Source organism: Streptomyces sp. NPDC002057 (assembly GCF_040296665.1).
Classification (GTDB): domain Bacteria; phylum Actinomycetota; class Actinomycetes; order Streptomycetales; family Streptomycetaceae; genus Streptomyces.
Map to the genome: position 1 here is coordinate 59,014 of NZ_JBEOXR010000005.1, position 24,169 is coordinate 83,182.

Below are 24,169 nucleotides of genomic sequence, written 5' to 3' on the forward strand. Positions count from 1 at the left end.
GGACAATGGAAGGCTTCATACCTATGGACGCCGTGGACAGGCAGCTCATCCAGGCTCTGCGCGAGAACGGTCGTGCCTCGTACGCCGAGCTCGGCCGGCTCGTCGGGCTCTCCGGCCCCTCCGTCACCGACCGCATCAACCGTCTTGAGGCCGCCGGAGTCATCACCGGCTACCGCGCCACCGTCGACGCCGCCTCCCTCGGCCTCGGCGTCACCGCCCTCATCGGCATCTCGCTCTCCGACGCCGCCGACCACGAGGACGTGGCCCGCCGCCTCAAGGACCTCGCCGAGATCGAGGACTGCTGGTTCATCGCCGGCGACGACTCGTTCATGCTCAAGGTCCGCGTGGGCGACGTCGACGGCCTGGAGAAGACGATCCGCCGGCTCAGCGGCACCAAGGGCGTCTCCCGCACCCGCACGACGATCGTGCTCTCCACCAAGTGGGAGAACCGGGTCGGCGAGCTGCCCGAAGAGGACTGACACCGGGCCGGAGAGTCCCGGAGGAGGCCGGCGCCGGGCCTGAGAGTACGGTGAACGACGACGTCAGATTTCGGAGAAAAGGGAGGCGGCCGGAGATGGACGCTGGGCTCAAGCGCGACCTTGAGCAGAAGGTCCGGGACGGTGAGCGGCTGAGCCGTGAGGACGGCATCGCCCTGTACGAGTCCGACGACCTCGCCTGGCTCGGCGGCCTGGCCCACGAGGTCCGGACGCGCAAGAACGGCGACGTGGTCCACTTCAATGTCAACCGGCATCTGAACATGACCAACGTCTGCACCGCCTCCTGCGCCTACTGCTCCTTCCAGCGCAAGCCGGGCGAGAAGGACGCGTACACCATGCGCATCGAAGAGGCCGTGCGCCTCGCGAAGGCGATGGAGAACGAGAACCTCACCGAGCTGCACATCGTCAACGGGCTCCACCCGAACCTGCCCTGGCGGTACTACCCGCGCTCCCTCTCCGAGCTCAAGAAGGCCCTGCCGAACGTCTCCCTCAAGGCCTTCACCGCCACGGAGATCCACCACTTCGAGACGATCTCCGGGATGTCCGCCTCCGACATCCTCGACGAGCTCATCGAGGCCGGCCTGGAGTCGCTGACCGGCGGCGGCGCCGAGATCTTCGACTGGGAGGTCCGGCAGCACATCGTGGACCACCGCACCCACTGGGAGGACTGGTCCCGGATCCACCGGCTCGCCCACGAGAAGGGGCTCAAGACCCCCTCGACCATGCTGTACGGGCACATCGAGGAGCCCCGTCACCGCGTGGACCACGTGCTGCGGCTGCGTGAGCTCCAGGACGAGACCGGCGGCTTCCAGGTCTTCATCCCGCTGCGCTACCAGCACGACTTCGTGGACATGCAGGACGGCAAGGTCCGCAACAAGCTCCAGGCGCGCACCACGATGGCGACCGGCGCCGAGGCCCTGAAGACCTTCGCGGTCTCCCGGCTCCTCTTCGACAACGTGCCGCACGTCAAGGTCTTCTGGGTCATGCACGGCGTCCAGACGGCGCAGCTGGCGCTCCAGCACGGCGCCGACGACATGGACGGCTCGGTCGTCGAGTACAAGATCACGCACGACGCCGACAACTACGGCACGCCGAACAAGCTGGGCCGCGAGGACCTGCTCGAACTGATCCGTGACGCGGGCTTCCAGCCGGTCGAGCGGAACACCCGGTACGAGATCATCCGCGAGTACCCGGGGCCGGACGCGGAGCGGCGGGAGTCGCCGCAGCTGATGCGGTTCTGACGGTTCCGACGGTCTGACGTCCGTGCGGTGAAGGGCCGGTGGGGATTCCCGCCGGCCCTTCACCGCTGTACGGACCCGCCGCTACGCCGCCGTGTGCTCCACCGGGATCCACAGCTCCGTGCGCGCCGTGCTCCAGTCCTCCGCCGGGTGGATGCTCATGAACTCGGGGCCCGGCCTGCTCGCGTACGGGTTGGACGGGAACCACTGGGTGAAGATGTCCCGCCACAGGTACTGCAGGGCCCGCGGGTACGGGCCCTCGTTCTCGAAGACCGCCCAGGTCCCGGCGGGCACGTCGAGCACCTCGAACTCCTCGGGGACCTCGGCGTCGCTCACCACCGCGTGCCAGTAGTCGAGTTCGGCGCCCTCCTCCCGGCTGTCGGAGAGGTGCACGACCGCCGAGACGACACCCCGGGGCTCCTGGTCCGAGAGCCGCGCGAGCCGCGCGATCGTCTCCTGGCCGAGGGAGCGGATGTGCGCGGCGATGGCCGGGTTCTCCCCCTCGTGGACCAGCGGGACCCGCGCCCTGCGCCCGACGACCCGCAGGTCCTTCTTCTCCACGACCCTGTACCGCATGGTGCTGTTCCCTTCGACGACGAGGCGGAAGGAGATCCGCGGCTGGGAGCGCAGCGCGGCCCCGGTGCGGCGGGCCTCCCCGGGGCCGACCCCGTGCACCGCGCGGAACGCGCGGGCGAAGGCCTCCCCGGAGCCGTAGCCGTGGCGCACCGCGATCTCCAGGAGCGTCCGCTCCCCGGCCAGCACCTCGGCGCCCGCGACGGTGAGCCGCCGGCGCCGGACGTACTCCGACAGGGGCATCCCGGCGAGCGCCGAGAACAGCCGCCGGAAGTGGTACTCCGAGGTCGTCGCGATCCGGGCCAGCTCGGCCGGGTCGAGGTCGCCGCCGAGGCGCTCCTCGATGTGGTCGAGTGCCTGGTTGAGCCGCTCCAGCACGTGGTCCGTCCTTCCTCTTCCGTGTCCTCACCGTAGGAAGGGGCGGGGGCCCCGGACCCGACTATCCGTGCCCGTTCCGGTCGGGTCGACTCGGGTCGGGCCGGGCGGGCGCGGGCCGGGGCGGGGCCGGGCGGGTCACTTCAGGGACAGCAGCATGATGATGTCGTCGCGGTCGTCGCCGGGGGCGACCCGGATCGCGTCGGGGACGCGGCCGACCTCCTTGTAGCCCGCCCTGGCGTAGAAGCCGTCGACGCCGGTGCCGCCCCGGCAGGTCAGCCGGACCGCCTCGATGGTCTCGAAGCCCCCGGCGGTGCGGGCGGTGTGCTCGACGGCGGCCATCAGGTCGAGGCCGTACCCCCGGCCCTGGTGGCGGGGATGGACCATCACCGTGTAGAGCCACACCCAGTGCGTCATCAGGGGGTGGCTGTTGAAGGTGAAGAAGGCGGTGGCGGCGACCTCGCCGTCCTCGTCGCGGCCGACGAGCAGCCGGGTGCCGCCCTCGCTCATCGCGACGAGGTGCCTGAGCAGGGCGGGGCGGATCTCGTCGGGGGTGACGGGGGGAACGAAGCCGACCGCGCCGCCGGCGTTGGAGACGTCGGCCCAGAGGGAGAGCACGCCGTCGCGCAGTGCGGGGTCGACCGCCGGGTCCACCTCGAAGGTAAGGGTCATGCCGGGAGTTTAGACATTACGACTGGGGTGCTCAAGGGGTACCTTCGGGGCGCTCCGGAGGCCCGGCCCCGGGAGGCCCGCCGTACCGTGCTTCACTGGAGGGGCTCCCGGGCCCGTAAGGGATCTTGGGAGCATTTCGGAACCGTCGGAACGGAAGAGTGGGCTGACATGCTCCGCTACACGCTGATGCGTCTCGGCATCTTCGCCGGGTGCTTCCTCGCCCTGTGGGGCCTGGTCTACGTCGGTGCGCTGCCGCGCGGCCTCGGCGACTCCAACCTGCTCTGGGTCCTCGTCCTCTCCCTCGTCGTCTCCGCGCCGCTCAGCTTCGTCCTGCTGCGCAAGGTACGCGACGAGGCGAGCGCCGCGGTCGTGGAGAAGGTCGACCGCGCCAAGGGCAAGCTGGCCGCCAACCGGTCCCAGGAGGACGCGCTGTAGGAGGCCGCCGCGGCCTCGGGCCCGGGGCTCCGGCACCGGCCCCGCGGTCCGGTCCGGCGACCCGCGAGGGGTCGCCGCGCCCCTGTAAAGGCTGCGTAAGGTTCATCACAGACCCGTACAACCCCGGACACCCCAGTCGGAGCTTCCAAGGCTCCCGCCTGGGGTGTTCTGCGTTTCGGAGGTGAGAGGGGGCTCCGTCTACCCCAAAGAAGGGCTTTGAGGTTCTCAAAGTTCAAGTGTTAACGTGTTCGACATGACGACAGCAGTGCGCCCCTCTCATGCCGCGAGCATCCCGCTCGTGGCGCGCCTGCACGTCGATCTGTGCCGCTGTATGTCCGCGGTCTGTTGCCGCGAGCTCTGACCCGGCATCATGCAGCGGCCCGCGTGAAAGCGCGTGTGTGCCGCACCCCCGTCCCCGTATTGCCCGATACGCACCTGTGGAGTGTGTCTGTGTCCGCGTCCGCGACCACGCCCGAAGAGAAGTCCCCCGCTTCCTCGCGCATACCGAAGGTCCCCTTCTGGGCCCAGATCATCGCCGGTCTCGTCCTCGGCGCCCTGCTCGGCTGGATCGCCCGCAGCCAGGACGTCTCCTGGCTGAAGGAGACCCTCGGCCAGGTCGGCGACATCTTCGTCCAGCTCCTGAAGCTGGCCGTCGCCCCGCTCGTCTTCTTCGCGATCCTGGTCTCGATCACCAACCTGCGGAAGGTGAACAACGCCGCCAGGCTCGCCACCCGCACGCTGCTCTGGTTCATGATCACCTCGCTGATCGCGGTGGCCATCGGTCTCGCCATCGGCCTGATCACCAACCCGGGCGCCGGCACCGGCCTCACCCCGCAGGACGGCAAGCTGCCGAAGCGCGAGGGCTCCTGGATCGACTTCCTGACCGGCATCATCCCGACGGACGTCGTGACACCGTTCACTGAGCTGAACGTCCTTCAAATTGTTTTCATGGCCGCAGTCGCGGGCATCGCCGCCCTCAAGCTCGGTGACCGCGCCAAGCCGATCCTCACCCTCTCCGAGTCGATCCTGGAGCTCCTCCAGAAGGCCCTGTGGTGGGTCATCCGCCTCGCCCCGCTCGGCACCGTCGGCCTCATCGGCTTCGCCATCGCCGACTACGGCTGGGACCTGATCGGCAAGTACGCGACCTTCACCGCCGACATCTACATCGGCTGCGCCCTGGTCATGTTCGGCGTCTACCCGCTGCTGCTCGCGACGGTCGCCAAGGTCAACCCGATCCAGTTCTACAAGGGCGCCTGGCCGGCCATCCAGCTGGCCTTCGTCTCCCGCTCCTCGGTCGGCACCATGCCGGTCACCCAGAAGGTCACCGAGCGCCTCGGCGTCCCGAAGGAGTACGCCTCCTTCGCCGTCCCGTTCGGCGCCACCACCAAGATGGACGGCTGCGCCGCGATCTACCCGGCGCTCGCCGCGATCTTCATCGCGCAGATCTTCGACGTGCAGCTCGGCATCGGTGACTACCTGCTCATCGCCTTCGTCTCGGTCATCGGCTCGGCGGCCACCGCCGGCCTCACCGGCGCGACGGTCATGCTGACCCTGACCCTCTCCACCCTGGGCCTGCCCCTGGAGGGCGTCGGCCTGCTCATGGCGATCGACCCGATCCTCGACATGATGCGCACCGCCACCAACGTGGCGGGCCAGGCGGCCGTCCCGGTGATCGTCGCCGCCAAGGAGAAGATCCTCGACCTCACGGCGTACGAGAACGCCTCGTCGTCCCCGATCGACGACCTGGTCGAGGCCGACGAGACCGACCGGAAGGTCGCGGTCACCGCCGCCGCCTGATCTCCCGGCCGTACGTTCCCAGCGGTGCCCACGTGCCTCCTGCCCCCGTCCGGGCAGGGGGCACGTAGGCTTTCGCGGGGCATCCAGTGGATCTTGGAAGCAGGGGTGGGTCGCCATGGGCGACGGTGCGAAGGCGCGGCGGCTGCCGCGGGCCGTGCGGGAGCGGCAGATGATGGACGCGGCCGTGCGGTGCTTCGCGCGGAACGGGTACCAGGCGGCCTCCATGGACGAGATCGCCGAGCTCGCGGGGGTCTCCAAGCCGCTGGTGTACCTCTACCTGCGCTCCAAGGAGGAGCTCTTCACCGCCGTGATCCGGCGGGAGGCGCAGGCGCTGCTCGCCGTGGTGGCCGAGGCGGTCGTCGACCGGAGCGGGCCGCCCGACGAGCGGCTGTGGGCGGGGCTCTCGGCCTTCTTCGGGTACGCGGCCGGGCACCCCGACTCCTGGACGGTGCTCAGCCGTCAGGCGCGGACGCAGGGGGAGCCGTTCGCCGGGGAGGCGGCCCGGATGCGGGACGAGATCACGGCCTTCGTCGCCGGGCTGATCGGCGAGGCGGCGCGGGAGGCGCCGGACGGCGCCGACATCACGGGGCGGGACGTCGCCGCGCTCGCGCAGGCGCTGGTCGGCTCCGCCGAGTCGCTGGCGAGCTGGGCGAACGAGACGCCGGGGGTGACGGCGAAGGAGGCGGCCGCGACGCTGATGAACTTCGCGTGGTCCGGTCTCGGGAACCTCATGAAAAGCGAGCGCTGGTCTCCCCGTTGAGGCTTACCGCGCAGTAAGGTTACCGACTGGTTAAGCCCCTTCAGGGTGCAACGTACCGACGCACGACCTCAGTTCATCGCGACAACCGAGGAGCCGCACGTGTCCGTCGCCACCGCCGCATCCGGGACCGAGCCGGTCGAACCCCGCAAGGTCCTGGTGGACGGGGTGGTGCGGGAGGTCTCCGTCCCCGCCCTCGTGCCCGCCGTCCGCCGCGGCTCCCTCGCCGACCTGCCGTACGACAACGCCCGCCAGGACCCCGAGGCCGTCCTCTTCTCCCGCAAGGGACCCCGGGGGGAGTGGACCGACGTCACGGCCGCCGCCTTCGCCGCCGAGGTCCACTCCGTCGCCAAGGGGCTCATCGCCCACGGCCTGCGGCCCGGCGACCGGCTCGCCCTCATGGCACGGACCACCTACGAGTGGACCCTGATCGACTTCGCCGCCTGGGCCGCCGGACTCGTCACCGTCCCCGTCTACCCCACCTCCTCCGCCTTCCAGACCCGCTGGATCCTCCAGGACTCCGGCGCCGCCGCCTGTGTCGTCGAGGACCCCGCCCAGGCCCGGCTGGTCTCCGCCGAGCGGCGGCAGCTGCCCGGCCTCGCCCACCTCTGGGCCCTGGACACCGGCGCCGTCGACCAGCTCCGCCGCGCGGGCTCGCGGGTCGCCGACGAGGCCGTCACCGCCCGCCGGGGACTGCTCACCCCCGAGACCCTCGCCACCCTCGTGTACACCTCCGGCACCACCGGCCGCCCCAAGGGCTGCGCCCTCACCCACGCCAACTTCTTCGCCGAGGTCGACAACGCCGTCAAGCTCCTCCACCCCGTCTTCGTCTCCGGGAGCAAGGAGCCCGCCGCCACCCTGCTCTTCCTGCCGCTCTCCCACGTCTTCGGGCGGATGGTCGCCGTCGGCTGCGTCCGCGCCCGGGTCCGGGTCGGCCACGCCCCCTCGGTCGAGGGCGAGGAACTCCTCACCGACCTCGCCGGGTTCCGCCCCACCTTCCTCCTCGCCATCCCGTACGTCCTGGAGAAGGTCTTCAACAGCGCCCGGGCCACCGCCGAACGCGGCGGGAAGGCGGCCTCCTTCGACCGGGCCGCCCGGGTCGCCCGCGACTACGGGCGGGAGGCCGCGCCCTCGCTCTCCCTGCGGGCCGCGCGGACCCTGTACGACGCGCTCGTCTACCGGCGCATCCGGGCCGCCCTCGGCGGCCGGGTGCGGTACGTGATCTGCGGCGGCTCCCCGCTCGGCGCGCGCCTCGCGGAGTTCTTCGCGGGCGCGGGCGTCGAGGTCTTCGAGGGGTACGGCCTGACCGAGACGACGGCCGCGTCGACGGTCACCCCGCCGCAGCGGCCCCGCACCGGAACCGTCGGGTGGCCGCTGCCCGGCACGGCCGTCCGGATCGCCGACGACGGGGAGGTGTGGCTCAGGGGCGGCCATGTCTTCGCCGGGTACTGGGACGCCCCGCGCGGGGCGGCCGTGCCGTACACCGACGACGGCTGGTTCCCCACCGGCGACCTGGGCTCGCTCGACGCCGACGGCTATCTGCGGATCACCGGCCGCAAGAAGGACATCCTCATCACCTCGGCCGGCAAGAACGTGGCCCCGGCCCCGCTGGAGGACTGGCTGCGCGCGCACCCGCTGGTCGCCCAGTGCGTGGTCCTCGGCGACGACCGCCCGTACGTCACGGCCCTGATCACCCTGGACCACGAGGGCCTGACGCACTGGCGGCGGATGCGGCACAAGGACCACCTGGCGCTCTGGGAGCTGACCCGGGACGCGGAGCTGCTCGACGCGCTCCAGCGGGCGGTGGACGACGCCAACCGGCTGGTCTCGCGGGCGGAGTCGATCCGCGCGTTCCGGGTGCTGACCGCCGAGTTCTCGGAGTCCTCCGGGCACCTGACCCCGTCCCTGAAGCTCAGACGGCGGGCGGTGCTGCGGGACTTCGCCCGGGAGGTCGACGAGATGTACCGCTCCGGGGACGTCGAGTAGTCCTCCGGACCGCCGTCACGGCCAGAGGAGTTCGCGCGTCCAGCCGGTGGCCGTCGCCGGGTCGCGGCGGTAGCGCAGGCGGAGGTGGCGACGGCGGGCGTCGCCCTGGAAGAACTCGACCTCGGCCGGCTCGACGACGTACAGGGTCCAGGTGGGGGCGGCCGCCCCCGGTTCCGCCTCCGCGCGCCGCCAGGCCGCCGCGCTCGCCTTCGCGAGGGTCTCCGGCGAGTCCAGGACCTCGCTCTGCCGGCCCACCAGGGCCGAGGCGAGGGAACCGGTGGTGCGGGCGTGGAGGTCCTCGTACGCCTCCTCCGGGGTGCCGGTGGTGACACGGCCCCGGATCCGGACCTGGCGGCCCTGGACCGGCCAGTAGAAGCCGAGCGCGGCCTCGGGGCGGGCGGCGAGCTGACGGCCCTTGGCGCTGGTGGCGTGCGAGGCGAAGTGCCAGCCGCGGGCGTCGGCGTCGTGCAGCATCACCGTACGGACGTCGGGCCGGCCGGCCTCGTCCGCGGTGGCCAGGGAGAGGGTGTGCGGCTCCGTCTGGCCGGCCGCGACCGCCGCCGTGAACCAGTCGTGGAAGAGGGGGAGCGGTTCGGCCGGGGTGGCCGCCGGGTCGAAGGCGGGGAGCTCGGTGTCCCAGACCTTCAGGGAGCGCAGGGCGTGGTGGAAGTCGGTCATGGGGACACCGTAGAGCGCGGGGCCGGGGCCTCGTCGGGGAGCGGGACGGCGTTCGCCGCCGCCTGGATCCCGTCGCGGATCTTCCTGGCCACGAGGTTCTTCCACGGGGTCCTCGGCAGGGTCCGCACCATGAGCATGCGCAGCCGGATCCTCCACCGGGAGCCCACGGTCATCTCCTTGACGAAGCCCTCCGCCATCCTCTGGTTCTGCTCCACGCCCGGCCGCATGTGCGCCTCGTAGCGGGCGAAGGCGACGGTGTGGTCGCCGTCGGCCCGGGCCAGTTCGGCCGCCAGGACGTACGCGCCGGTGAGGGCGAGTCCGGTGCCCTGGCCGGAGGCGAGGGAGGCGCAGTGGGCGGCGTCGCCGAGGAGGACGACGCGCCCCTTCGACCAGCGGTCCATCTCGACGAGGGAGATCGAGTCGAGGTAGAAGTCGTCGGCGTCGGCCGCGTGGCCGAGGAGCCGCGGGATCTCCCAGCCGTCACCTGCGAAGGCCTCGGCGAGCAGGCGCTTCTGGGCGGCGGTGTCCCGGAGGTGGGGCTGTTCCGGCGCGGAGAAGACGAAGAGGTTCTTGGCGTCGGCCGCGCCGCCCGCGCCGCCCGCGCCGCCCGCGCCGCCCGCGCCGCCCGCGCCGCCCGCGTCGGACCCGCGGGGTGCAGGGGTCCTGCCGGACTCGCCGGCCGAGCTGTAGACGCAGACCAGCTTCCCGGGGAGCGCGTGGTAGGTCTCCCAGCGGTCCAGTCCCAGGTGGTTGGGGGCGGTGAAGATGGAGATGTACGCGCCGAGGTGGCGCTTGAACCGCTCCTCCGGGCCGAAGACGAGCCGGCGGGTGTTCGAGTGGAGGCCGTCGGCGCCGACGACGAGGTCGAAGCGGCGGACGGTGCCGCTCTCGAAGGTGACCGTGACGCCGTCGGCGTCCTCGGCGAGGGCGGCGACCGAGTCGCCGAAGAGGTACTCGACGTCGTCGCGGGTCCGCTCGTACAGGATGCGGGCGAGCTCGCCGCGCATGATCTCGTCGTCCTCCTCGACGCGCCCGCCGAAGACGTCGGCGGGGAGTTCGCCGATGGTGCGGCCGGCGGAGTCGACGTACGAACCGCCCCGCATGTCCGTGGAGTGCGCGCGGATCTCGTCGAGGATCCCCATCCGGCGGCAGACCTCGATCGCGGTGCCCCGGATGTCGACCTTGTAGCCGCCGGTGCGCAGTTCGGGGGCGCGCTCGACGACGGTGGGGGTGAAGCCGTGCCGGTGGAGCCGGAGGGCGAGGGCCGGGCCGGCGACCGAGGCGCCGGAGATCAGGACGGTCCGGGCGGGGCGGGCGGTGCTGCTCATGGCAGGACTCCTTGTCGGATGGTGTGGGCCTTCCCCTGCCCACGGCCATGACTATACGGACGTCCTACACGCTTGTCTATGACGCTTGTATAGATCCTGGGCCGCCCCCGCCCGGGCTCAGCCGCGCCCCAGCACCACCGTCCCCGACGAGCAGAACCAGCCCCCCGTCCCCGACGCCACCGCCACCTCCGGCAGCGAGCCGTCCGGTCGCCGTACCTGGAGCCCCGGAGCCTCGCCGCGCAACTGCCGCACCGCCTCCACCAGGAGGAAGAGCCCCCGCATCCCGGGGTGGCAGGCGGAGAGGCCGCCGCCGTCCGTGTTCACCGGCAGCCGGTCCTTCTCCTGGACGAACGCCCCGCCCTCGCCCTTCGCGCAGAAGCCCAGGTCCTCCAGGGTCACCAGCGTCATGTAGGTGAAGGCGTCGTAGATCTCGGCGACGTCCACGTCGGCCGGCCGGACGCCCGCCCGCTCGAAGGCGAGCCGGCCGCTGACCGCCGCCGGGGAGACCGTGAAGTCCTCCCACTCCGACATCGTGGTGTGCGACACGTGCTCGCCCGTGCCGAGCACCCAGACCGGGGCGGTACGGCAGTCCTGGACGTACTCCTCGGCGACGAGCAGCACCGCGCAGCCGCCGTCGCTGCGCAGGCAGCAGTGCAGTTTGGTGAACGGGTCCGCGATCATCGGCCCGGACAGGACGTCGTCGACGGTGATCGGCTCGCGGAACATCGCCTCGGGGTTGAGCGCCGCGTTCGCCCGCGCCCGGACGGCCACCTCGGCGAGCTGCTCCAGGGTCGTCCCGTACTCGTGCATGTGACGGCGCGCGGCCATCGCGTACTTCGCGATCAGGGTGTGCCCGTACGGGACCTCGAACTGGAGCGGGCCGCGCGCCCCGAAGGAGAGGTTCCCGGTCCGGCGGCGGGCGCGGATGTCGGCGCGCGCGGTGGAGCCGTACACGAGGAGGACCGCGTTGGCGTGGCCCGCGGCGATCGCGTCGGCGGCGTGCGCCGCCATGACCTCCCAGGTGGCGCCGCCGACGGCGGTCGAGTCCACCCAGCGGGGGCGCAGGCCCAGGTACTCGGCGACCTCGACCGGGGCGAGGGTGCCGAGGCCCGCCGAGGCGAGGCCGTCGATCAGGGAGCGGTCGAGGCCGCTGTCCGCGAGGGCGCGCCGGGCGGCCTGGGCGTGCAGGGCGTAGGGGGTGGCCTCGTCGACGCGTCCGCAGTCGGCGAGGGAGACGCCGACGACGGCGACGCGGCGGGAGCTGCGCGTGGTGGTGGGCATGAATCTGACGGTACATCAGATTTATGCGATCGGGACCGGCGCCTCTCTGGGCAACGGGCCTCGCCCCGCTCTAGCATGACGCACCGTCAGATACGGAGGGAGCCTCATGGACGCCGCCGACAGCACAGCGCTCGCCGCCGCCGGAACCGCCTCGCTCGCCGCCCCGCTCACCGAGGAGCAGCGGGAGATCCGCCGCACCCTGCGGGACCTGCTCGCCGAACGGGCCGGGCCGCGGGAGAACCGCGCGGCCACCGCCACCCCCCAGGGGTACGACCCCGAGCTCTGGGCCCGGATGTCCGGCACCCTCGGCCTCGCCGGGCTCGCCCTCCCCGAGGAGTACGGAGGCGTCGGCTGCGGGCCCGCCGAACTCGCCCTCGCCTGCGAGGAGACCGGCCGCGCCCTCGCCCCCTCCCCGCTCCTCGCCACCAGCGTCCTCGCCGCCCCGCTCCTCGCCGCCCTCGGCACCCCCGACCAGCGCGCCGCGCTCCTCCCGCGGCTCGCCGACGGAAGCCTCACCTGCGCCCTCGCCGTCCCCGGCCCCCTCGCCCTCGCCCTCGGCCTCACCGGCGACAACGCCGCCGAGGCCTGGTCCGGCGGCGGCCGCGCCGGAGGCGTCCAGGCGCACGCGGCCGACGGAGGCTGGCGGCTGTACGGCGAGGCCCCCCAGGTCGTCGACGGGCACAGCGCCGGACTCCTGCTCGTCGCCGCCCACGCGGGCGGCTTCGCCCGCAGCCGCACCCTCCTCTTCCTCGTCCACGCGGAGGGCGACGACCCTTCCACCGCGCTCGTCCGCACCCGGCAGCCCACCCTGGACCTCACCCGCACCCAGGCCACCGTCCAGTTCAGGGACACCCGAGCCGAACTCCTCGGCGGGGAACCGGCCGACGTCCTCGGCGCCCTCGCCACCACCGGCCGCGCCGCCGCCGTCATGCTCGCCGCCGAAGCCGTCGGCGCGGCCGGCGAGGCCCTCGACCGGACCGTCGCCCACGTCGGCGCGCGCGAACAGTTCGGCCGGCCCGTCGGCTCCTTCCAGGCGGTCAAGCACCGGCTCGCCGACCTCTACGTCCAGGTCGAGGCCGCCCGCGCGCTCACCCACTGCGCGGCCCGCGAACCCGGCCCGGGACCCGAGAGCGGTCCCCTCGCGCTCGCCCACGCCCTGGAGGCGCTGCGCACCACCGCTGGGGAGTCCATCCAGCTCCACGGCGGCATCGGTTTCACCTGGGAACACGAGGCGCACCTCTTCTTCAAGCGGGCCGCCTCCGACGAACTGCTCTTCGGGCCCGTGCGGCGGCTGCGCGCACGGGCGGCGGAACGGACCGGACTCTTCGGAGAGGTGGCGGCGTAGATGCCCGTCGGACGCAGACTGATGCAGAAGATGTCCTCGACCCGGACCTTCGCCCGGATCGGCCCGCACGTCATCCCCGCCATGGACAAGGCCGTACACCGGCTGACCAGGGGAAAGGTACTGCTCAGCGCCCAGATGCTGCCCGGGGTCGTGCTCACCGCCCGGGGCGCGAGGAGCGGACTGCCCCGGGTGACCCCGCTCGCCTGCATGCCCGAGCCGGACGGCGGCTGGCTGCTCGTCGGCTCCAACTTCGGCCGCCCCGGCCACCCCGCGTGGACGGCGAACCTGCTCGCCCATCCGGAGGCCGAGGTGAACTGGCGGGGCGAGGACGTCCCCGTACGGGCGCGGCTGCTCACGGGGGAGGAGCGGGCGGCGGCCTGGCGGGCGGCGCTGGAGTTCTGGCCGCCGTACGCCACGTACCAGGCGCGGATCGAGCGCGAGATCAGACTCTTCCGGCTGACCCGGCGGTGAGTCCTCCCGGGAAGCCGAACCGTGGGGCCCGCCCTCTCGGTGGACCCGCTCTCTCGGTGGACCCGGTCCCTCGGTGCACCCGGTCCCTCGGTGGACCCGGCCCCTCGGCGGACCGGCCCCTCAGGGCCCCGCCCCGCCCGCCCCGACCCGGGCGCGGGGTTCCGGGCGTGGTCCGGACACGGCGACGCCGACGGCGGTTGCGCTCCGCGGGGGCGGGGCGGGCCGCCGTCGGCGTCGACGACAGGACGGGAGAAGGAGTGGTCGGGGCTATCTGGTCGGCTTCTTGCCGGTGATGCCCAGATGCACCAACAGGGCCAGGTTCGGCTTGAGTTCGGCCTGCTTCACGCCCCAGGTCGTGAAGCCCTTCTGGTGTCCGGCGACCGCGGCCAGCATCGCCACGAGCGAGCCGGCCATGGCGGCGGGGCTGACCTCCTTGTCGACCTTGCCCTTGGCCTGGAGCTCCTTCACCGCGTCCGTCAGGGAGTTGGTGACCGAGTTCAGGATCTTCATGCGGATCTTGTAGAACCGCTTGTCGCCCTCCGCCGCGCCGAGGTCCACGACCCGGAGGATCGCGTCGTGCTTCCGCCAGAAGTCCAGGAAGCCTTCGACGAGTTCCTCGGAGGTCTGCCAGCCGGCCTTGCCGACCCAGGAGCGTCCGGAGACCAACTCGGTCAGCCCGGCGCCCTCCTTGGCCATCTCCTCCGCGATCTCGAGAACCGCTCCCTCGACGTCCGGGAAGTACTGATAGAACGTCGCGGGTGAAGTACCCGCCTTCCGGGCCACATCGATGACCTTGACGTCCCGGTAGGGCGAGGAGCTGAGCATCTCACCGAGGCAGTCGAGCAGCTTCTGCCGCGTCGCCTGGCCGCGTCGTCCGGCCACGCGGCCGTCGACGGTGCGTACTTGTCCTGTCATGCCGTCAGCTTACCGAGGGGGGGTCGGCGCGCGATTCGGCCGACTGCAAATGGGGTGCACCCCACGTCCGGCCGCGTTCTGCGAGGTCGGCGCGGGTGTGTGTGCCGGAGTGGCTCCGGACGGAGGGGCGGGATCGCGCCAGTTCTGGAGCGGGACGAGGGCGGCGCCCGGAGCCCCGCACCCGAATAGGCTTATGAACAGCCTGTGGACAACTTCGGTGGACAACTCAAGCGCCCCAAGGGTTCTGCCCCGATAAATCGCCACTTTGTTCGCATGTCGGGGTGGGTGGAGGTACGCGGGGGCCTGCGCCGCCGCCCTCTCGGACCTAGCGTGGAGCCATGGCCGTACGCACTGAGGGCACCCCCTGCTGGGTGGACGCACAGCTTCCCGACCTCGAAGCGGGCAAGCGCTTCTACGGTGAGCTCTTCGGCTGGACCTTCGACCCCGACCGCGACGAGGCCCTCCTCCGCGGCCGACGCGTCGCCGGACTCCTCCCCAAGCGCGACGGCCGCATGCCCACCACCTGGACCCTCTACCTCGCCACCGGGAACGCGGGCACCCTCGCCGCCCGGATCAAGGCCGCGGGCGGACAGATGGTCATGGAGCCCTACCCCGTCGGCCCCTTCGGCGTCCTCGCCCTCGCCGCCGACCCCGGCGGCGCCGTCTTCGGACTGCGGCAGACCGGCGACGACGACGGCTTCGAGACGACGAACGAGCCGGGCTCCTTCTGCTGGATGGAGGTGTACACCCGCCGTCCCGACGCCGTCGACACCTTCTACGCCACCGTCTTCGGCTACCTCGGCCGCCAGGCCGACGCCGACGAGGAGGGCAGGGACGGCGGCTTCGACTACCGCGTCTGGTCGCCCCCCGGCTCCCGCCCCGGCGACGACAGCGCCTTCGGCGGACGTGCCGTCATCACCGACGACTTCCCCGCCGCGATGCCCGGCCACGTCCTCGTCTACTTCACCGTCCACGACTGCGACGAGGCCTGCGCGACCACCGTCCGGCTCGGCGGCCGGGTCGCCACCCCGGCCTTCGACACCCCGCACGGCCGCATCGCCGTCCTCCACGACAACCAGGGCGCCCGCTTCGCGGTCCTCGCCGAACCGAAACCGGCCGGTACCGCCTGAGAAGTCCCGCCTTCGCCACCCGGCGCGTCCCGTACCGGACCACTCCCCATATGACCCGTGACACCCCGATCCGCCCCCGGGTTCGCAACCGGGCCCTCGGACAGGAAGAATCAGGGCCACGGGGCCGTACCCTCATGGCCCGTACGGGGAGGTGGCAGGCAAGTGGAACAGCTGACGCAGCACGACCCGAGACGTATCGGGCCCTTCGAGGTGCTGGGCCGGCTCGGCGCGGGCGGAATGGGCCTGGTCTATCTCGCGCGCTCGGCCTCGGGCCGGCGCGTGGCGATCAAGACCGTGCGCACGGAGCTCGCGGAGGACCAGCTGTTCCGCGTCCGGTTCACCCGTGAGGTGGAGGCCGCGCGGGCGGTCTCCGGCTTCTACACGGCCGCCGTCGTGGACGCCGACCCGCGGGCCGCCGTGCCCTGGCTGGCGACCGCCTACGTCCCCGCGCCCTCGCTCGAGGAAATAGTGAACGAGTGCGGACCGCTCCCGGCCCAGGCCGTGCGCTGGCTGGCCGCCGGCGTCGCCGAGGCCCTGCAGTCCATCCACGGCGCGGGCCTGGTCCACCGTGACCTCAAGCCCTCCAACGTGCTCGTCGTCGAGGACGGCCCCCGGGTGATCGACTTCGGCATCGCGTCGGGCGTCTCCAACACGCGCCTGACCATGACCAACGTCGCCGTCGGCACCCCGGCCTACATGTCGCCCGAGCAGGCCCGCGACTCGCGCAGCGTCACCGGCGCCAGCGACGTCTTCTCGCTGGGCTCGATGCTGGTCTTCGCCGCCACCGGCCACGCGCCCTTCCACGGCGCCAACCCGGTCGAGACCGTCTTCATGCTGCTCCGCGAGGGCCCCGACCTGGAGGGCCTGCCCGAGGAGCTGCGGCCCCTCATCGAGTCCTGCATGCAGATGGACGTCACCCGCAGGCCCACCCCGGCCGACCTCCAGGCGCAGCTGGCCCCGCACCTCTTCGGCCCCGGCAGCGACGACAGCGGAACGGCCTCGGCCTGGCTGCCGCAGAGCGCCACCGAGATGATCGAGACCCGTCGCGGCGGCCGCCCGGCACCGGCGCCGACCGCGCCGCCCATGCCGCCGCGCCCGCCGCGCCGGCCCGCCGACCCCCCGGGCGGCGACCCGCGCTTTCCCGACCAGGCACCCGCCGGCGGCCGTCACGGCGACCCCGCGCCCGTCGGCGGTGGCCGGCACGCGGGTCCCGCCGAGAGCGCGGGCGGGCCCGTACGCCTGAGCGGCGCGACCGTGCCGATCGGCCCCGGCCCCCGGGTCGCCGACACCCGCGCCGCGCTCGCCGTCGGCCGGAGCGCCGACGCGGGCCCGGCGACCGGCTGGATCCGGCCGCCCGGTGGCGGCCCGCACGGCGCGGACCACGGTTCGTACGCCGGGGAGCCCGGCCCGCCGCCCGGCTCCCGCCCGGTGGGCGTCCCCTCCCAGGGCCCCGACCAGGCCCCGCCGCCGGAGCCCGGCCCCTGGCGGCCGTGGCGCTTCCGGATGTCGAACGACGTCTGGGGCACCCCGGTCGTGGAGGGCGACCTCCTCTACGTGACCTCTTTCGAGGTACACGCCCTGGACACCGGCAGCGGCCGGCGCCAGTTCAAGACCCGGGACGTGGCCTGGTCCATGGCCGTCGCCGCGGGCCGTATCCACGCCTCCGACGGGCCCACCCTCTACGCGCTCGACGCGACCGACGGAAGCGAGCGCTGGCGGCTGCGGACGGACGCCTGGGTGTACTCGCTCCAGGTCGACCGGGGCACCGTCGTCACCGGCACGCGCGGTGGCGGGGTGCAGGGCTGGGAGGCCTCCAACGGCGCCAAGCTGTGGGAGGTCACCGGCGCCCAGACGGACTTCGAGACCCCGGAGGCGGGTCCCGCCGTGCACGGCGACACCGTGTACGTGTGGCGGGAGGCCCGGCTCCAGGCCCTCGACGCCCGGACGGGCGTGGAGCGCTGGTCGTACCCGATCGGCGACGCCGCCTCCTGCGCCAACGTGCCCGTCCGGGTCGCCCCGGCCGAGGACGGCTGCGTGTACGTCTCCGCCGGGAACCGGGTCCTGTCGATCGACATCGCCGCCGGGCACGTCCGCTGGCACTTCGAGGCACCGGCCGTCTTCCTCTCCCCGCCGGCGTTCGCCCCGGGGCCCGCCGTCACGGGCGGCGGGGTGTACCTCTCCGACCACCTCGGCACGGTGTACGCGATCGACGCGACCACCGGGCAGGACCGCTGGCGGATCGCCACCGAGCCGCGCCAGTCGGCCGAGCCGGTGCTCGTCGCCGACGGCAGCGTCCACGTCGGCAGCGGCAGCGCGCTCTACACGCTCGACGCGGTCACCGGCACGCCCAGGTGGCGCTTCGCGGCCGGCGGCGAACTGGTCGGCTCCCCGGTCGTCGCCGACGGCCGGGTGCACTTCGGCTCCGCCGACCACGTCCTCTACACCCTGGACGCGACCGGCGGGCAGCTGCGCTGGAAGCTCGCGACCGGTGGTGAGATCACCGGCTCGCCGGTGGCGAAGGGCGGGGTCGTGTACGCGTGCAGCAAGGACCGCTGCGTGTACGCGCTCGACGCGGTCAAGGGCACGGCGACGGGCAGGGGCTCCGCCGCGCGCCCGTAGGGAACGACGGACCCGCCGTGGAAGGGCCTAGCCCTTCGGCGGCGGGTTCTCCCGTTCCGGGTCCGGGGCCGGTACGTCGAAGGTCCGCGTCGCCGCGTACGGCGCCGAGGCCCGCGGGTCGCGGCGAGGCTCCTCCGGGGCGGGATACGGGTCCGCCGGCCGGGGCGGTGCCGACGGGTCCCGCGGCGGCGTCCAGCCGAGCGGGGGACCGGCGGACCGGGGCGGCCGGTCGCCGTGGTGCGGCGGTCGGGCCCGGCCGGACATGACGAGCGCGCCGAGCAGCAGCAGGATCCCGCCGCCGAGGGCGGTCGCGACGCCCTCGCCGAGCCCCCTGCCGTCGCCGCCGACCGTGAGCCCGCCCTCGGCCTGCCCGAACCGCACCATCCACAGGATCGTGAAGCCGAGGACGACGAGTCCGGCGAAGGCGACGAGGAGACGCGAGCGCAGCACCACGCCGAGGACGGTGACGAGGGCGGCGAAGAGGAAGGGCAGCAGGATCGATCCGAACAGCTCGGCCCTGGCGTCGGTGACGCCGGTGAAGAGTTCGTCGATCGCGTAGTCCCGCCCGGGACGGCCGTCGTACCAGGCACGGAAGGGGCTCCGGACGGCGGCCGCCGCTCCTGCGAGAGCCACCACCGAGCCGACGATGTTGCGAATCATCGTTGCGGCCTCCTGGGCGGTCGGCTCTCGCTCCCGACGCTACGCCGGGTGCGGGGGGCCCGCCACGTGGCACCGGACAGGCCCTGGGGCCTGCCGCCACGTGGCACCGGACAGGCCCTAGGCTGGCGCGGACACGACAGACAGAACGGGGAGGGCCGATGGTGCGTACGCGCCTGAAGATGGCGGCGACGCTCACCGTGGTGGTGCTCGCGCTGACCGGGTTCCAGACCGGCCACGGCAGTAGCAGCAGCGGCGGCGGCAGCGGGAAGAGCAAGAGCCGGAGCGGTGACTCCGACGGCGGCGGCTGCTCCAGCTCCAAGAAGAGCAACGACGACTACGAGGACCACGACGACAGCTCCGGCGGGTCGGGAGGCGGCGTGACGGAGACCGCCACGGCCACGCCGAGCGTCACCTCGTCGACGGCGCCGGTCGAGGTGGTCGTCGTCGACTGCGTGGAGCCCGGACAGAGGAAGCGCAAGGGCAGACCGGCCCGGTCCGCCGACACCACGGCGACCGTGGAGGTCACCCCGAGGGACTGGCGGGTCCGGGGGACCTACGAGATCGTCCTGGCGTTCAAGGACGCCAAGGGCGCGACGGTCGACGGGCGGGCCGTCGAGGTCACCATGGCGGACGGCGAGACGCAGACCGTCGACGTGCCCATGCGGAACCCGAAGACGGTCGACCGGGTGAAGAACTGCGAGATCGGCACGGTGCGCGAGCGGTAGGGGCGCCGGACGCGGGGCCGGCCCCGGTCCGGTTCCGGCCCCGGTCCCGGTCCTGGCGCCGGCCCCCGCCCGTCCTGCGGCGCGTCCCTCATCGCACGCGGTGCCCCGTCGACCTCCCGTCGAACAGCTCCGCCTGGCGTTCCGGCGGCAGATTGCCGAGGGCGACCAGGTGGGGGGCGTGGGCCAGGGCCTGGGCGCGGGCGGCCTCGCGGACCGACCAGAGCGCCCGGACCGTGCCCTGCACGGCCTCCGTCGGATGGCCGGCGATGACGCCGGCCGCCGCGAGGGCCGCGGCCAGCGCCCCGCCCGGCGGGGTCAGTTCGGAGACGAGGCCGATCTCGTGGGCCCGCCGGGCCGAGATCCGTTCCGCGCCGCCCATCAGCGCCATCCGGGCGACCTCCCCGAACGGCATCCGCTGCGCCATGTGGACGGTCTCGAAGGCGCTGACCATCCCGTAGGTGGTGTGCGGGTCGAAGAAGGTGGCGTCCTCGCCCGCGACGAGGAACTCCGCCTCGCCGAGCAGGTAGAACGCCCCGCCGCAGGCCATGCCCTCGACGGCGGCGACGACCGGCTTCCACAGGTCGTTCGCCTTGGGCCCGATCGTGAGGAGCGGGTCGTCGATCGTGTAGGGGGAGGAGGGCTGCGGCACCTCGGCCGAGCGGTCGACGCCGGTGCAGAAGGCCCGCCCGCCGGCCCCGGTGACGACGATCGCGCGGATCTCGTCCTCGTACCGGAACCCCCGCCAGACGGCGCTCAGCCCGCGCGCCATCTCCAGGGTGATCGCGTTGTGCTTCGCCGCCCGGTCGAGGGTGACGACCGCGACCCCCGTCTCCTTGTCGCGCTCGACGGTGACGCCGGGGACGCTCATCCGCGCTCCAGGAGCCAGCGGGGGACGGCGAGTCCGTCGATCTCGGTGAAGGCCACCTTCACCGGGGCGCCGATGCGGAGCCGGCTCGGGTCGACCGAGTTCAGGAGGGCGTCGGGGGCGGCGACGACGTTGCCGACGAGGCGGATGCGGGGGGCGTCGGCGAGTTCGACGAGCACCGCGTTGTACGGGGCCTGGGCGGCGTACTCGGGCAGCAGGGGCGGGTGGGGCAGGACGTACGACCAGATCCGGCCGCGTCCGGACATCCGGCGCCACTCGCTCGCGAAGGACTGGCAGTGCGGGCAGCAGGGGCGGGGCGGGAAGCGCAGCTCGCCGCAGTCGGCGCAGCTCTGGACGCGCAGTTCGCCCCGGGCGGCGTACTCCCAGAAGGGGGCGCCGTCCTCGTCGGTGACGGGGGTCAGCATGGCGGGACCAACTCCTCAGGAACGCGGCAGGGTCAGGAACGCAGCAGGATCGCGGAGGTGGGGACGCCCTCGCCCGCCGTGACGAGGCAGGTGGCGGCGTCGGGGACTTGGGCGGTGGAGGTGCCGCGGAGCTGCTTCACGCCCTCGTTGATGAGGTTGAAGCCGTGGACGTACGCCTCCGAGAGCCCGCCGCCGCCGGTGTTGAGGGGCAGCCGGCCGCCGACCTCCAGCGCGCCGCCCTCGGTGAAGGCGGCGCCCTCGCCGCGTCCGCAGAAGCCGTACCCCTCCAGGGAGAGCGGGACGAGCGGGGTGAACGCGTCGTAGATCTGGGCGACGTCGACGTCCTGGGGGCCGAAGTCGGCCTGCTTCCAGAGGTGCCGTGCGGCGGTCCAGGCGGGTCCGGAGAGCGGGTCGTCGTTCCAGTAGTTGACCATCCCGTGGTGCTGGGAGGGCAGGCCCTGGGCGGCGGAGTGGACGTACACCGGCTTCCGCCGGCAGTCGCGGGCCCGTTCGGCGGAGACGATGACGCAGGCGAGGGCGCCGTCGGTCTCCAGGCAGTTGTCGAAGAGGCAGAGGGGTTCGCTGATCCAGCGGGAGGTCATGTACATCTCGCGGGTCAGCGGGCGTTCGTACATGATCGCCGCGGGGTTCTGGTTGGCGCGGTTGCGGCAGGCCAGGGCCACGTTGAAGAGGTGGTCGCGGGTGGCGCCGTACTCGTGCATGTAGCGGCGGGCGAGCATGCCGATCTCGTCGGCGGGGCGGAGCAGCCCGAACGGGCGGGTCCACTGGCCGGGGGTGGGCAGCTGGACGGCGGTGTTCTTCCAGGGGCGGGGGCCGCTGCCCCGTTTGCGGGACCGCCAGGCGACGCCGACGCTCGCCTGTCCGGTGGCGACGGCGGCGGCGAGGTGGCCGACGGTGGCGCAGGAGCCGCCGCCGCCGTAGCCGACCTTGGAGAAGAAGGTGACGTCGCCGGCGCCGATCGCCTTGGCGACCTCGACCTCGTCGGTCTCCTCCATCGTGTAGGAGGCGAAGCCGTCGACCTCGGAGGGGTGGATCCCGGCGTCGTCGAGGGCGGCGAGGATCGCCCGGCAGGCGAGCGTCCTCTCCGTCTCGGGAAGCCGTTTGGCGAAGGCGGTCTGTCCTATCCCGACGATGGCAGTGGCGTCCTTGAGCAAGGCGACCTCCCCGTGTGGCAGCGCTACTGACAGCGCGTCAGGTTACAACTAATCTGACGGATAGTCAGCTCACGGGTTCGGTGGAACGGGAGTGGTCGAGGTGGAGATGCGCGGCGACCTGGAGTGGGGAACGATCCCCGGTCTCGTACGGGCGGCGGCGAGGCGGTACGGAGCGCGGGAGGCCGTCGTCGACGGCCGCACCCGCGTCAGCTACGCCGAACTCGGCGAACGCGTCGAACGGGCGGCGGCCGCCTGTCTCGCCACCGGCCTACGGGCGGGGGACCGGGTCGCGATCTGGGCCCCCAACACCCTCGACTGGATCGTCTCCGCCCTCGGCGCCGTCACCGCCGGAGCCGTCCTCGTCCCCCTCAACACCCGCTTCAAGGGCACCGAGGCAGCCCACGTCCTCCAGCGCTCACGGGCCCGGCTGCTCTTCGTCACCGGCACCTTCCTCGGCACCTCGTACGTGGCCTCCCTGCGCCGCTCCGGAGTCGCCCTCCCGCACCTGGAGAAGGTCGTGGTCCTCGGCGACACCGCGCCCGACGAGGCGGAGTGGACCACCTGGAAGGCCTTCCTCGCCGAGGGCGACGCCGTCCCGGCCGCCCGGGTCCACGCACGGGCCGCCGCCATCGACCCCACGGCGCCCTCCGACATCATCTACACCTCCGGCACCACCGGCCGTCCCAAGGGCGCCGTCATCAGCCACGCCCAGAGCCTGCGCTGCTACGCGATCTGGGCCGAGCTCGCCGGCCTCCGCGCGGGCGACCGCTACCTCGTGGTCAACCCCTTCTTCCACACCTTCGGCTACAAGGCCGGGATCCTCGCCTGCCTGATGCGGGGGGCGGTGATCGTCCCGCAGTCCGTCTTCACCGTCGACACCGTCCTCGCCCACATCACCGCCGAACGCATCACCGTCCTGCCGGGCCCGCCCACCCTCCACCAGTCCCTGCTCGACCACCCCGCCCGCCCGGCCCACGACCTCTCCTCCCTGCGCCTCGTCGTGACCGGGGCGGCCGTGGTCCCGCTGCGGCTCGTCGAACGCCTCCGCACCGACCTGGGCGTCGGCACGGTCCTCACCGCGTACGGCCTCTCCGAGGCGAGCGGCATCGTCACCATGTGCCGCCGCGACGACCCGGACACGACCGTCGCCACCACCTCGGGCCGCGCGATCCCCGGCACCGAGGTGCGCCTCTCCGAGACCGGCGAGGTCCTGGTCCGGGGCCACCACGTGATGAGCGGCTACTTCGAGGACGAGGAGGCGACGGCGGCGGCGGTCGACGGGGACGGCTGGCTCCGCACCGGCGACATCGGCGTCCTCGACGAGGCCGGCAACCTGCGGATCACCGACCGGCTCAAGGACATGTTCATCGTGGGCGGCTTCAACGCCTACCCGGCCGAGATCGAGCAACTCCTCGGCCTCCACCCCGACATCGCGGACGTCGCCGTGATCGGGATCCCCGACGCCCGTCTGGGCGAGGTCGGCAAGGCCTTCGCGGTGCGGAGGCGGGGGGCGAGGATCACCGCGGACGACCTGATCGCCTGGTCGCGGCGGGAGATGGCGAACTACAAGGTGCCGAGGCAGGTCGAGTTCGTGACGGAACTCCCGAGGAACGCGAGCGGCAAGGTGGTGAAGGGAGAGCTGAGGGCGCGCGGGGACGGCACCGACGAGACCCCGACCCCGGCCCCGGCCCCGGCACGGACCCGGACCTCGCCCCCGGACCCCGCGGCCACGCCCGCCGACGCGTGAGGACGCGTGAGGACGACGCCTTCCGCGCGACGCACACCGGAGGGGCCGGGCAGCTGCCCGGCCCCTCTTCGTGGTGGTCCGATCGCGTTGCGCACGGGCCCTGCCCGGACGGATCCCCCCTGGTTCCGTCGGGCGTCCCCCGAGCCCGTGTGCTCCCCCGTCGACCGGACCCTCCCGGTGGTCCGCGGCGGCTCCCCCGAAGTCGCCGCCGCGGTCCATCCCCGTCAGGAGTGGCTAGTCGACCGGCTTGACCGGGTGGTTCTCGAGGTCCGCGTCCGTCACCTTGGCGGTGATCGCGTCGATCGCCGGCTCCGAGGTGGCGTGCATGTCCTTGGTGGTGATCGACGCCTCCCCGGTGCCCTTGATCTTCGCCGTGATCGAGTCCAGGGCCGGCTCCGAGGTGGCGTGCATGTCCTTGGTGGTGATGATCGGGTCCTGCTTGATCGGGTCGGTCATGCTCGTCAACTCCTGCGTG

General features: G+C 73.0%; 23 protein-coding genes. 12 read left to right on the forward strand and 11 right to left on the reverse strand.

Annotated elements, in window-relative coordinates; genetic code table 11:
* Nucleotides 1–23: 23 nt before the first annotated feature.
* Nucleotides 24–479 (forward strand): Lrp/AsnC family transcriptional regulator, encoded by a 456-nt coding sequence (locus ABT129_RS06185; RefSeq protein ID WP_351897209.1) that lies wholly within the window; start codon nucleotides 24–26, stop codon nucleotides 477–479.
* Nucleotides 480–574: 95 nt separating this feature from the next.
* Complete coding sequence (gene mqnE / locus ABT129_RS06190; protein WP_351897212.1) at nucleotides 575–1,738, forward strand: aminofutalosine synthase MqnE; 1,164 nt, start codon at nucleotides 575–577, stop codon at nucleotides 1,736–1,738.
* A gap of 81 nt (nucleotides 1,739–1,819) precedes the next feature.
* On the opposite strand, the gene ABT129_RS06195 is transcribed toward mqnE, so the two are convergent.
* On the reverse strand, nucleotides 1,820–2,686 hold the full coding sequence (locus ABT129_RS06195; protein WP_351897214.1) for a GyrI-like domain-containing protein: 867 nt from the start codon (nucleotides 2,684–2,686) through the stop codon (nucleotides 1,820–1,822).
* Between the two features lie 135 nt (nucleotides 2,687–2,821).
* Nucleotides 2,822–3,355 carry a GNAT family N-acetyltransferase gene (locus ABT129_RS06200; RefSeq protein WP_351897216.1) on the reverse strand — a complete coding sequence of 178 codons (534 nt, stop codon included), beginning with the start codon at nucleotides 3,353–3,355 and terminating at the stop codon, nucleotides 2,822–2,824.
* A gap of 168 nt (nucleotides 3,356–3,523) precedes the next feature.
* On the opposite strand from ABT129_RS06200, the gene ABT129_RS06205 reads away from it, so the two are divergent.
* The 4 genes from ABT129_RS06205 to ABT129_RS06220 all read left to right on the forward strand — a co-directional run bounded on the left by ABT129_RS06205 (nucleotide 3,524) and on the right by ABT129_RS06220 (nucleotide 8,330).
* The gene (locus tag ABT129_RS06205; protein WP_351897219.1) at nucleotides 3,524–3,790 is read left to right on the forward strand and encodes a DUF4229 domain-containing protein; all 267 of its coding nucleotides are present in this window, start codon (nucleotides 3,524–3,526) and stop codon (nucleotides 3,788–3,790) included.
* 450 nt (nucleotides 3,791–4,240) lie between these two features.
* Nucleotides 4,241–5,587 (forward strand): dicarboxylate/amino acid:cation symporter, encoded by a 1,347-nt coding sequence (locus ABT129_RS06210; protein ID WP_351897221.1) that lies wholly within the window; start codon nucleotides 4,241–4,243, stop codon nucleotides 5,585–5,587.
* Nucleotides 5,588–5,702: 115 nt separating this feature from the next.
* Nucleotides 5,703–6,347, forward strand: coding sequence for a TetR/AcrR family transcriptional regulator (locus ABT129_RS06215; RefSeq protein ID WP_351897223.1), 645 nt, complete (start codon nucleotides 5,703–5,705; stop codon nucleotides 6,345–6,347).
* Nucleotides 6,348–6,446: 99 nt separating this feature from the next.
* Entirely contained in the window at nucleotides 6,447–8,330 is a 1,884-nt protein-coding gene (locus tag ABT129_RS06220) for an AMP-dependent synthetase/ligase (RefSeq protein ID WP_351897226.1), read from the forward strand.
* A 15-nt stretch (nucleotides 8,331–8,345) separates the two neighbouring features.
* Here ABT129_RS06220 and ABT129_RS06225 read toward each other — a convergent pair whose 3' ends face one another.
* From ABT129_RS06225 to ABT129_RS06235, 3 genes are all read right to left on the reverse strand, one after another.
* Nucleotides 8,346–9,008, reverse strand: a complete 663-nt coding sequence (locus ABT129_RS06225; RefSeq protein ID WP_351897229.1) for a pyridoxine/pyridoxamine 5'-phosphate oxidase — start codon at nucleotides 9,006–9,008, stop codon at nucleotides 8,346–8,348.
* Nucleotides 9,005–10,336 carry an FAD-dependent monooxygenase gene (locus ABT129_RS06230; protein ID WP_351897232.1) on the reverse strand — a complete coding sequence of 444 codons (1,332 nt, stop codon included), beginning with the start codon at nucleotides 10,334–10,336 and terminating at the stop codon, nucleotides 9,005–9,007. The genes ABT129_RS06225 and ABT129_RS06230 overlap by 4 nt, the downstream gene beginning before the upstream one ends.
* A 117-nt stretch (nucleotides 10,337–10,453) precedes the next feature.
* A complete protein-coding gene (locus ABT129_RS06235) occupies nucleotides 10,454–11,617 on the reverse strand; it encodes a thiolase C-terminal domain-containing protein (protein ID WP_351897234.1) in 1,164 nt (387 codons plus the stop codon).
* Between the two features lie 106 nt (nucleotides 11,618–11,723).
* Here ABT129_RS06235 and ABT129_RS06240 point away from each other — a divergent pair, with 106 nt between their 5' ends.
* Nucleotides 11,724–12,962 carry an acyl-CoA dehydrogenase family protein gene (locus ABT129_RS06240; RefSeq protein ID WP_351897237.1) on the forward strand — a complete coding sequence of 413 codons (1,239 nt, stop codon included), beginning with the start codon at nucleotides 11,724–11,726 and terminating at the stop codon, nucleotides 12,960–12,962.
* The gene (locus ABT129_RS06245) at nucleotides 12,963–13,433 is read left to right on the forward strand and encodes a nitroreductase family deazaflavin-dependent oxidoreductase (RefSeq protein ID WP_351897238.1); all 471 of its coding nucleotides are present in this window, start codon (nucleotides 12,963–12,965) and stop codon (nucleotides 13,431–13,433) included.
* Nucleotides 13,434–13,700: 267 nt separating this feature from the next.
* On the opposite strand, the gene ABT129_RS06250 is transcribed toward ABT129_RS06245, so the two are convergent.
* Nucleotides 13,701–14,348: a TetR family transcriptional regulator gene (locus ABT129_RS06250; RefSeq protein WP_030315615.1), complete on the reverse strand. Its 648-nt coding sequence runs from the start codon at nucleotides 14,346–14,348 to the stop codon at nucleotides 13,701–13,703.
* Nucleotides 14,349–14,686: 338 nt separating this feature from the next.
* Between ABT129_RS06250 and ABT129_RS06255 the strand changes: the two genes are divergently transcribed.
* Both ABT129_RS06255 and afsK read left to right on the forward strand, forming a co-directional pair.
* Entirely contained in the window at nucleotides 14,687–15,478 is a 792-nt protein-coding gene (locus tag ABT129_RS06255) for a VOC family protein (RefSeq protein WP_351897241.1), read from the forward strand.
* Between the two features lie 162 nt (nucleotides 15,479–15,640).
* Entirely contained in the window at nucleotides 15,641–18,097 is a 2,457-nt protein-coding gene (gene afsK / locus ABT129_RS06260; RefSeq protein ID WP_351897243.1) for a protein serine/threonine kinase AfsK, read from the forward strand.
* Between the two features lie 27 nt (nucleotides 18,098–18,124).
* Here the strand turns inward: afsK and ABT129_RS06265 are convergent, their stop codons facing one another.
* Complete coding sequence (locus tag ABT129_RS06265) at nucleotides 18,125–18,757, reverse strand: hypothetical protein (protein WP_351897246.1); 633 nt, start codon at nucleotides 18,755–18,757, stop codon at nucleotides 18,125–18,127.
* A 158-nt stretch (nucleotides 18,758–18,915) separates the two neighbouring features.
* On the opposite strand from ABT129_RS06265, the gene ABT129_RS06270 reads away from it, so the two are divergent.
* Nucleotides 18,916–19,482, forward strand: a complete 567-nt coding sequence (locus ABT129_RS06270) for a hypothetical protein (RefSeq protein WP_351897248.1) — start codon at nucleotides 18,916–18,918, stop codon at nucleotides 19,480–19,482.
* An 88-nt stretch (nucleotides 19,483–19,570) separates the two neighbouring features.
* Here ABT129_RS06270 and ABT129_RS06275 read toward each other — a convergent pair whose 3' ends face one another.
* From ABT129_RS06275 to ABT129_RS06285, 3 genes are read right to left on the reverse strand one after another with little or no spacing between them, the layout of a single operon-like run.
* A complete protein-coding gene (locus tag ABT129_RS06275) occupies nucleotides 19,571–20,350 on the reverse strand; it encodes an enoyl-CoA hydratase/isomerase family protein (protein WP_351897250.1) in 780 nt (259 codons plus the stop codon).
* Nucleotides 20,347–20,772: a Zn-ribbon domain-containing OB-fold protein gene (locus ABT129_RS06280; protein WP_351897253.1), complete on the reverse strand. Its 426-nt coding sequence runs from the start codon at nucleotides 20,770–20,772 to the stop codon at nucleotides 20,347–20,349. The genes ABT129_RS06275 and ABT129_RS06280 overlap by 4 nt, the downstream gene beginning before the upstream one ends.
* A 32-nt stretch (nucleotides 20,773–20,804) precedes the next feature.
* On the reverse strand, nucleotides 20,805–21,947 hold the full coding sequence (locus ABT129_RS06285; protein WP_351897255.1) for a lipid-transfer protein: 1,143 nt from the start codon (nucleotides 21,945–21,947) through the stop codon (nucleotides 20,805–20,807).
* A 106-nt stretch (nucleotides 21,948–22,053) separates the two neighbouring features.
* On the opposite strand from ABT129_RS06285, the gene ABT129_RS06290 reads away from it, so the two are divergent.
* Entirely contained in the window at nucleotides 22,054–23,694 is a 1,641-nt protein-coding gene (locus tag ABT129_RS06290; RefSeq protein ID WP_351897584.1) for a FadD3 family acyl-CoA ligase, read from the forward strand.
* A gap of 234 nt (nucleotides 23,695–23,928) precedes the next feature.
* Here the strand turns inward: ABT129_RS06290 and ABT129_RS06295 are convergent, their stop codons facing one another.
* Nucleotides 23,929–24,150: a hypothetical protein gene (locus ABT129_RS06295; RefSeq protein WP_351897258.1), complete on the reverse strand. Its 222-nt coding sequence runs from the start codon at nucleotides 24,148–24,150 to the stop codon at nucleotides 23,929–23,931.
* Between the last annotated feature and the right edge of the window lie 19 nt (nucleotides 24,151–24,169).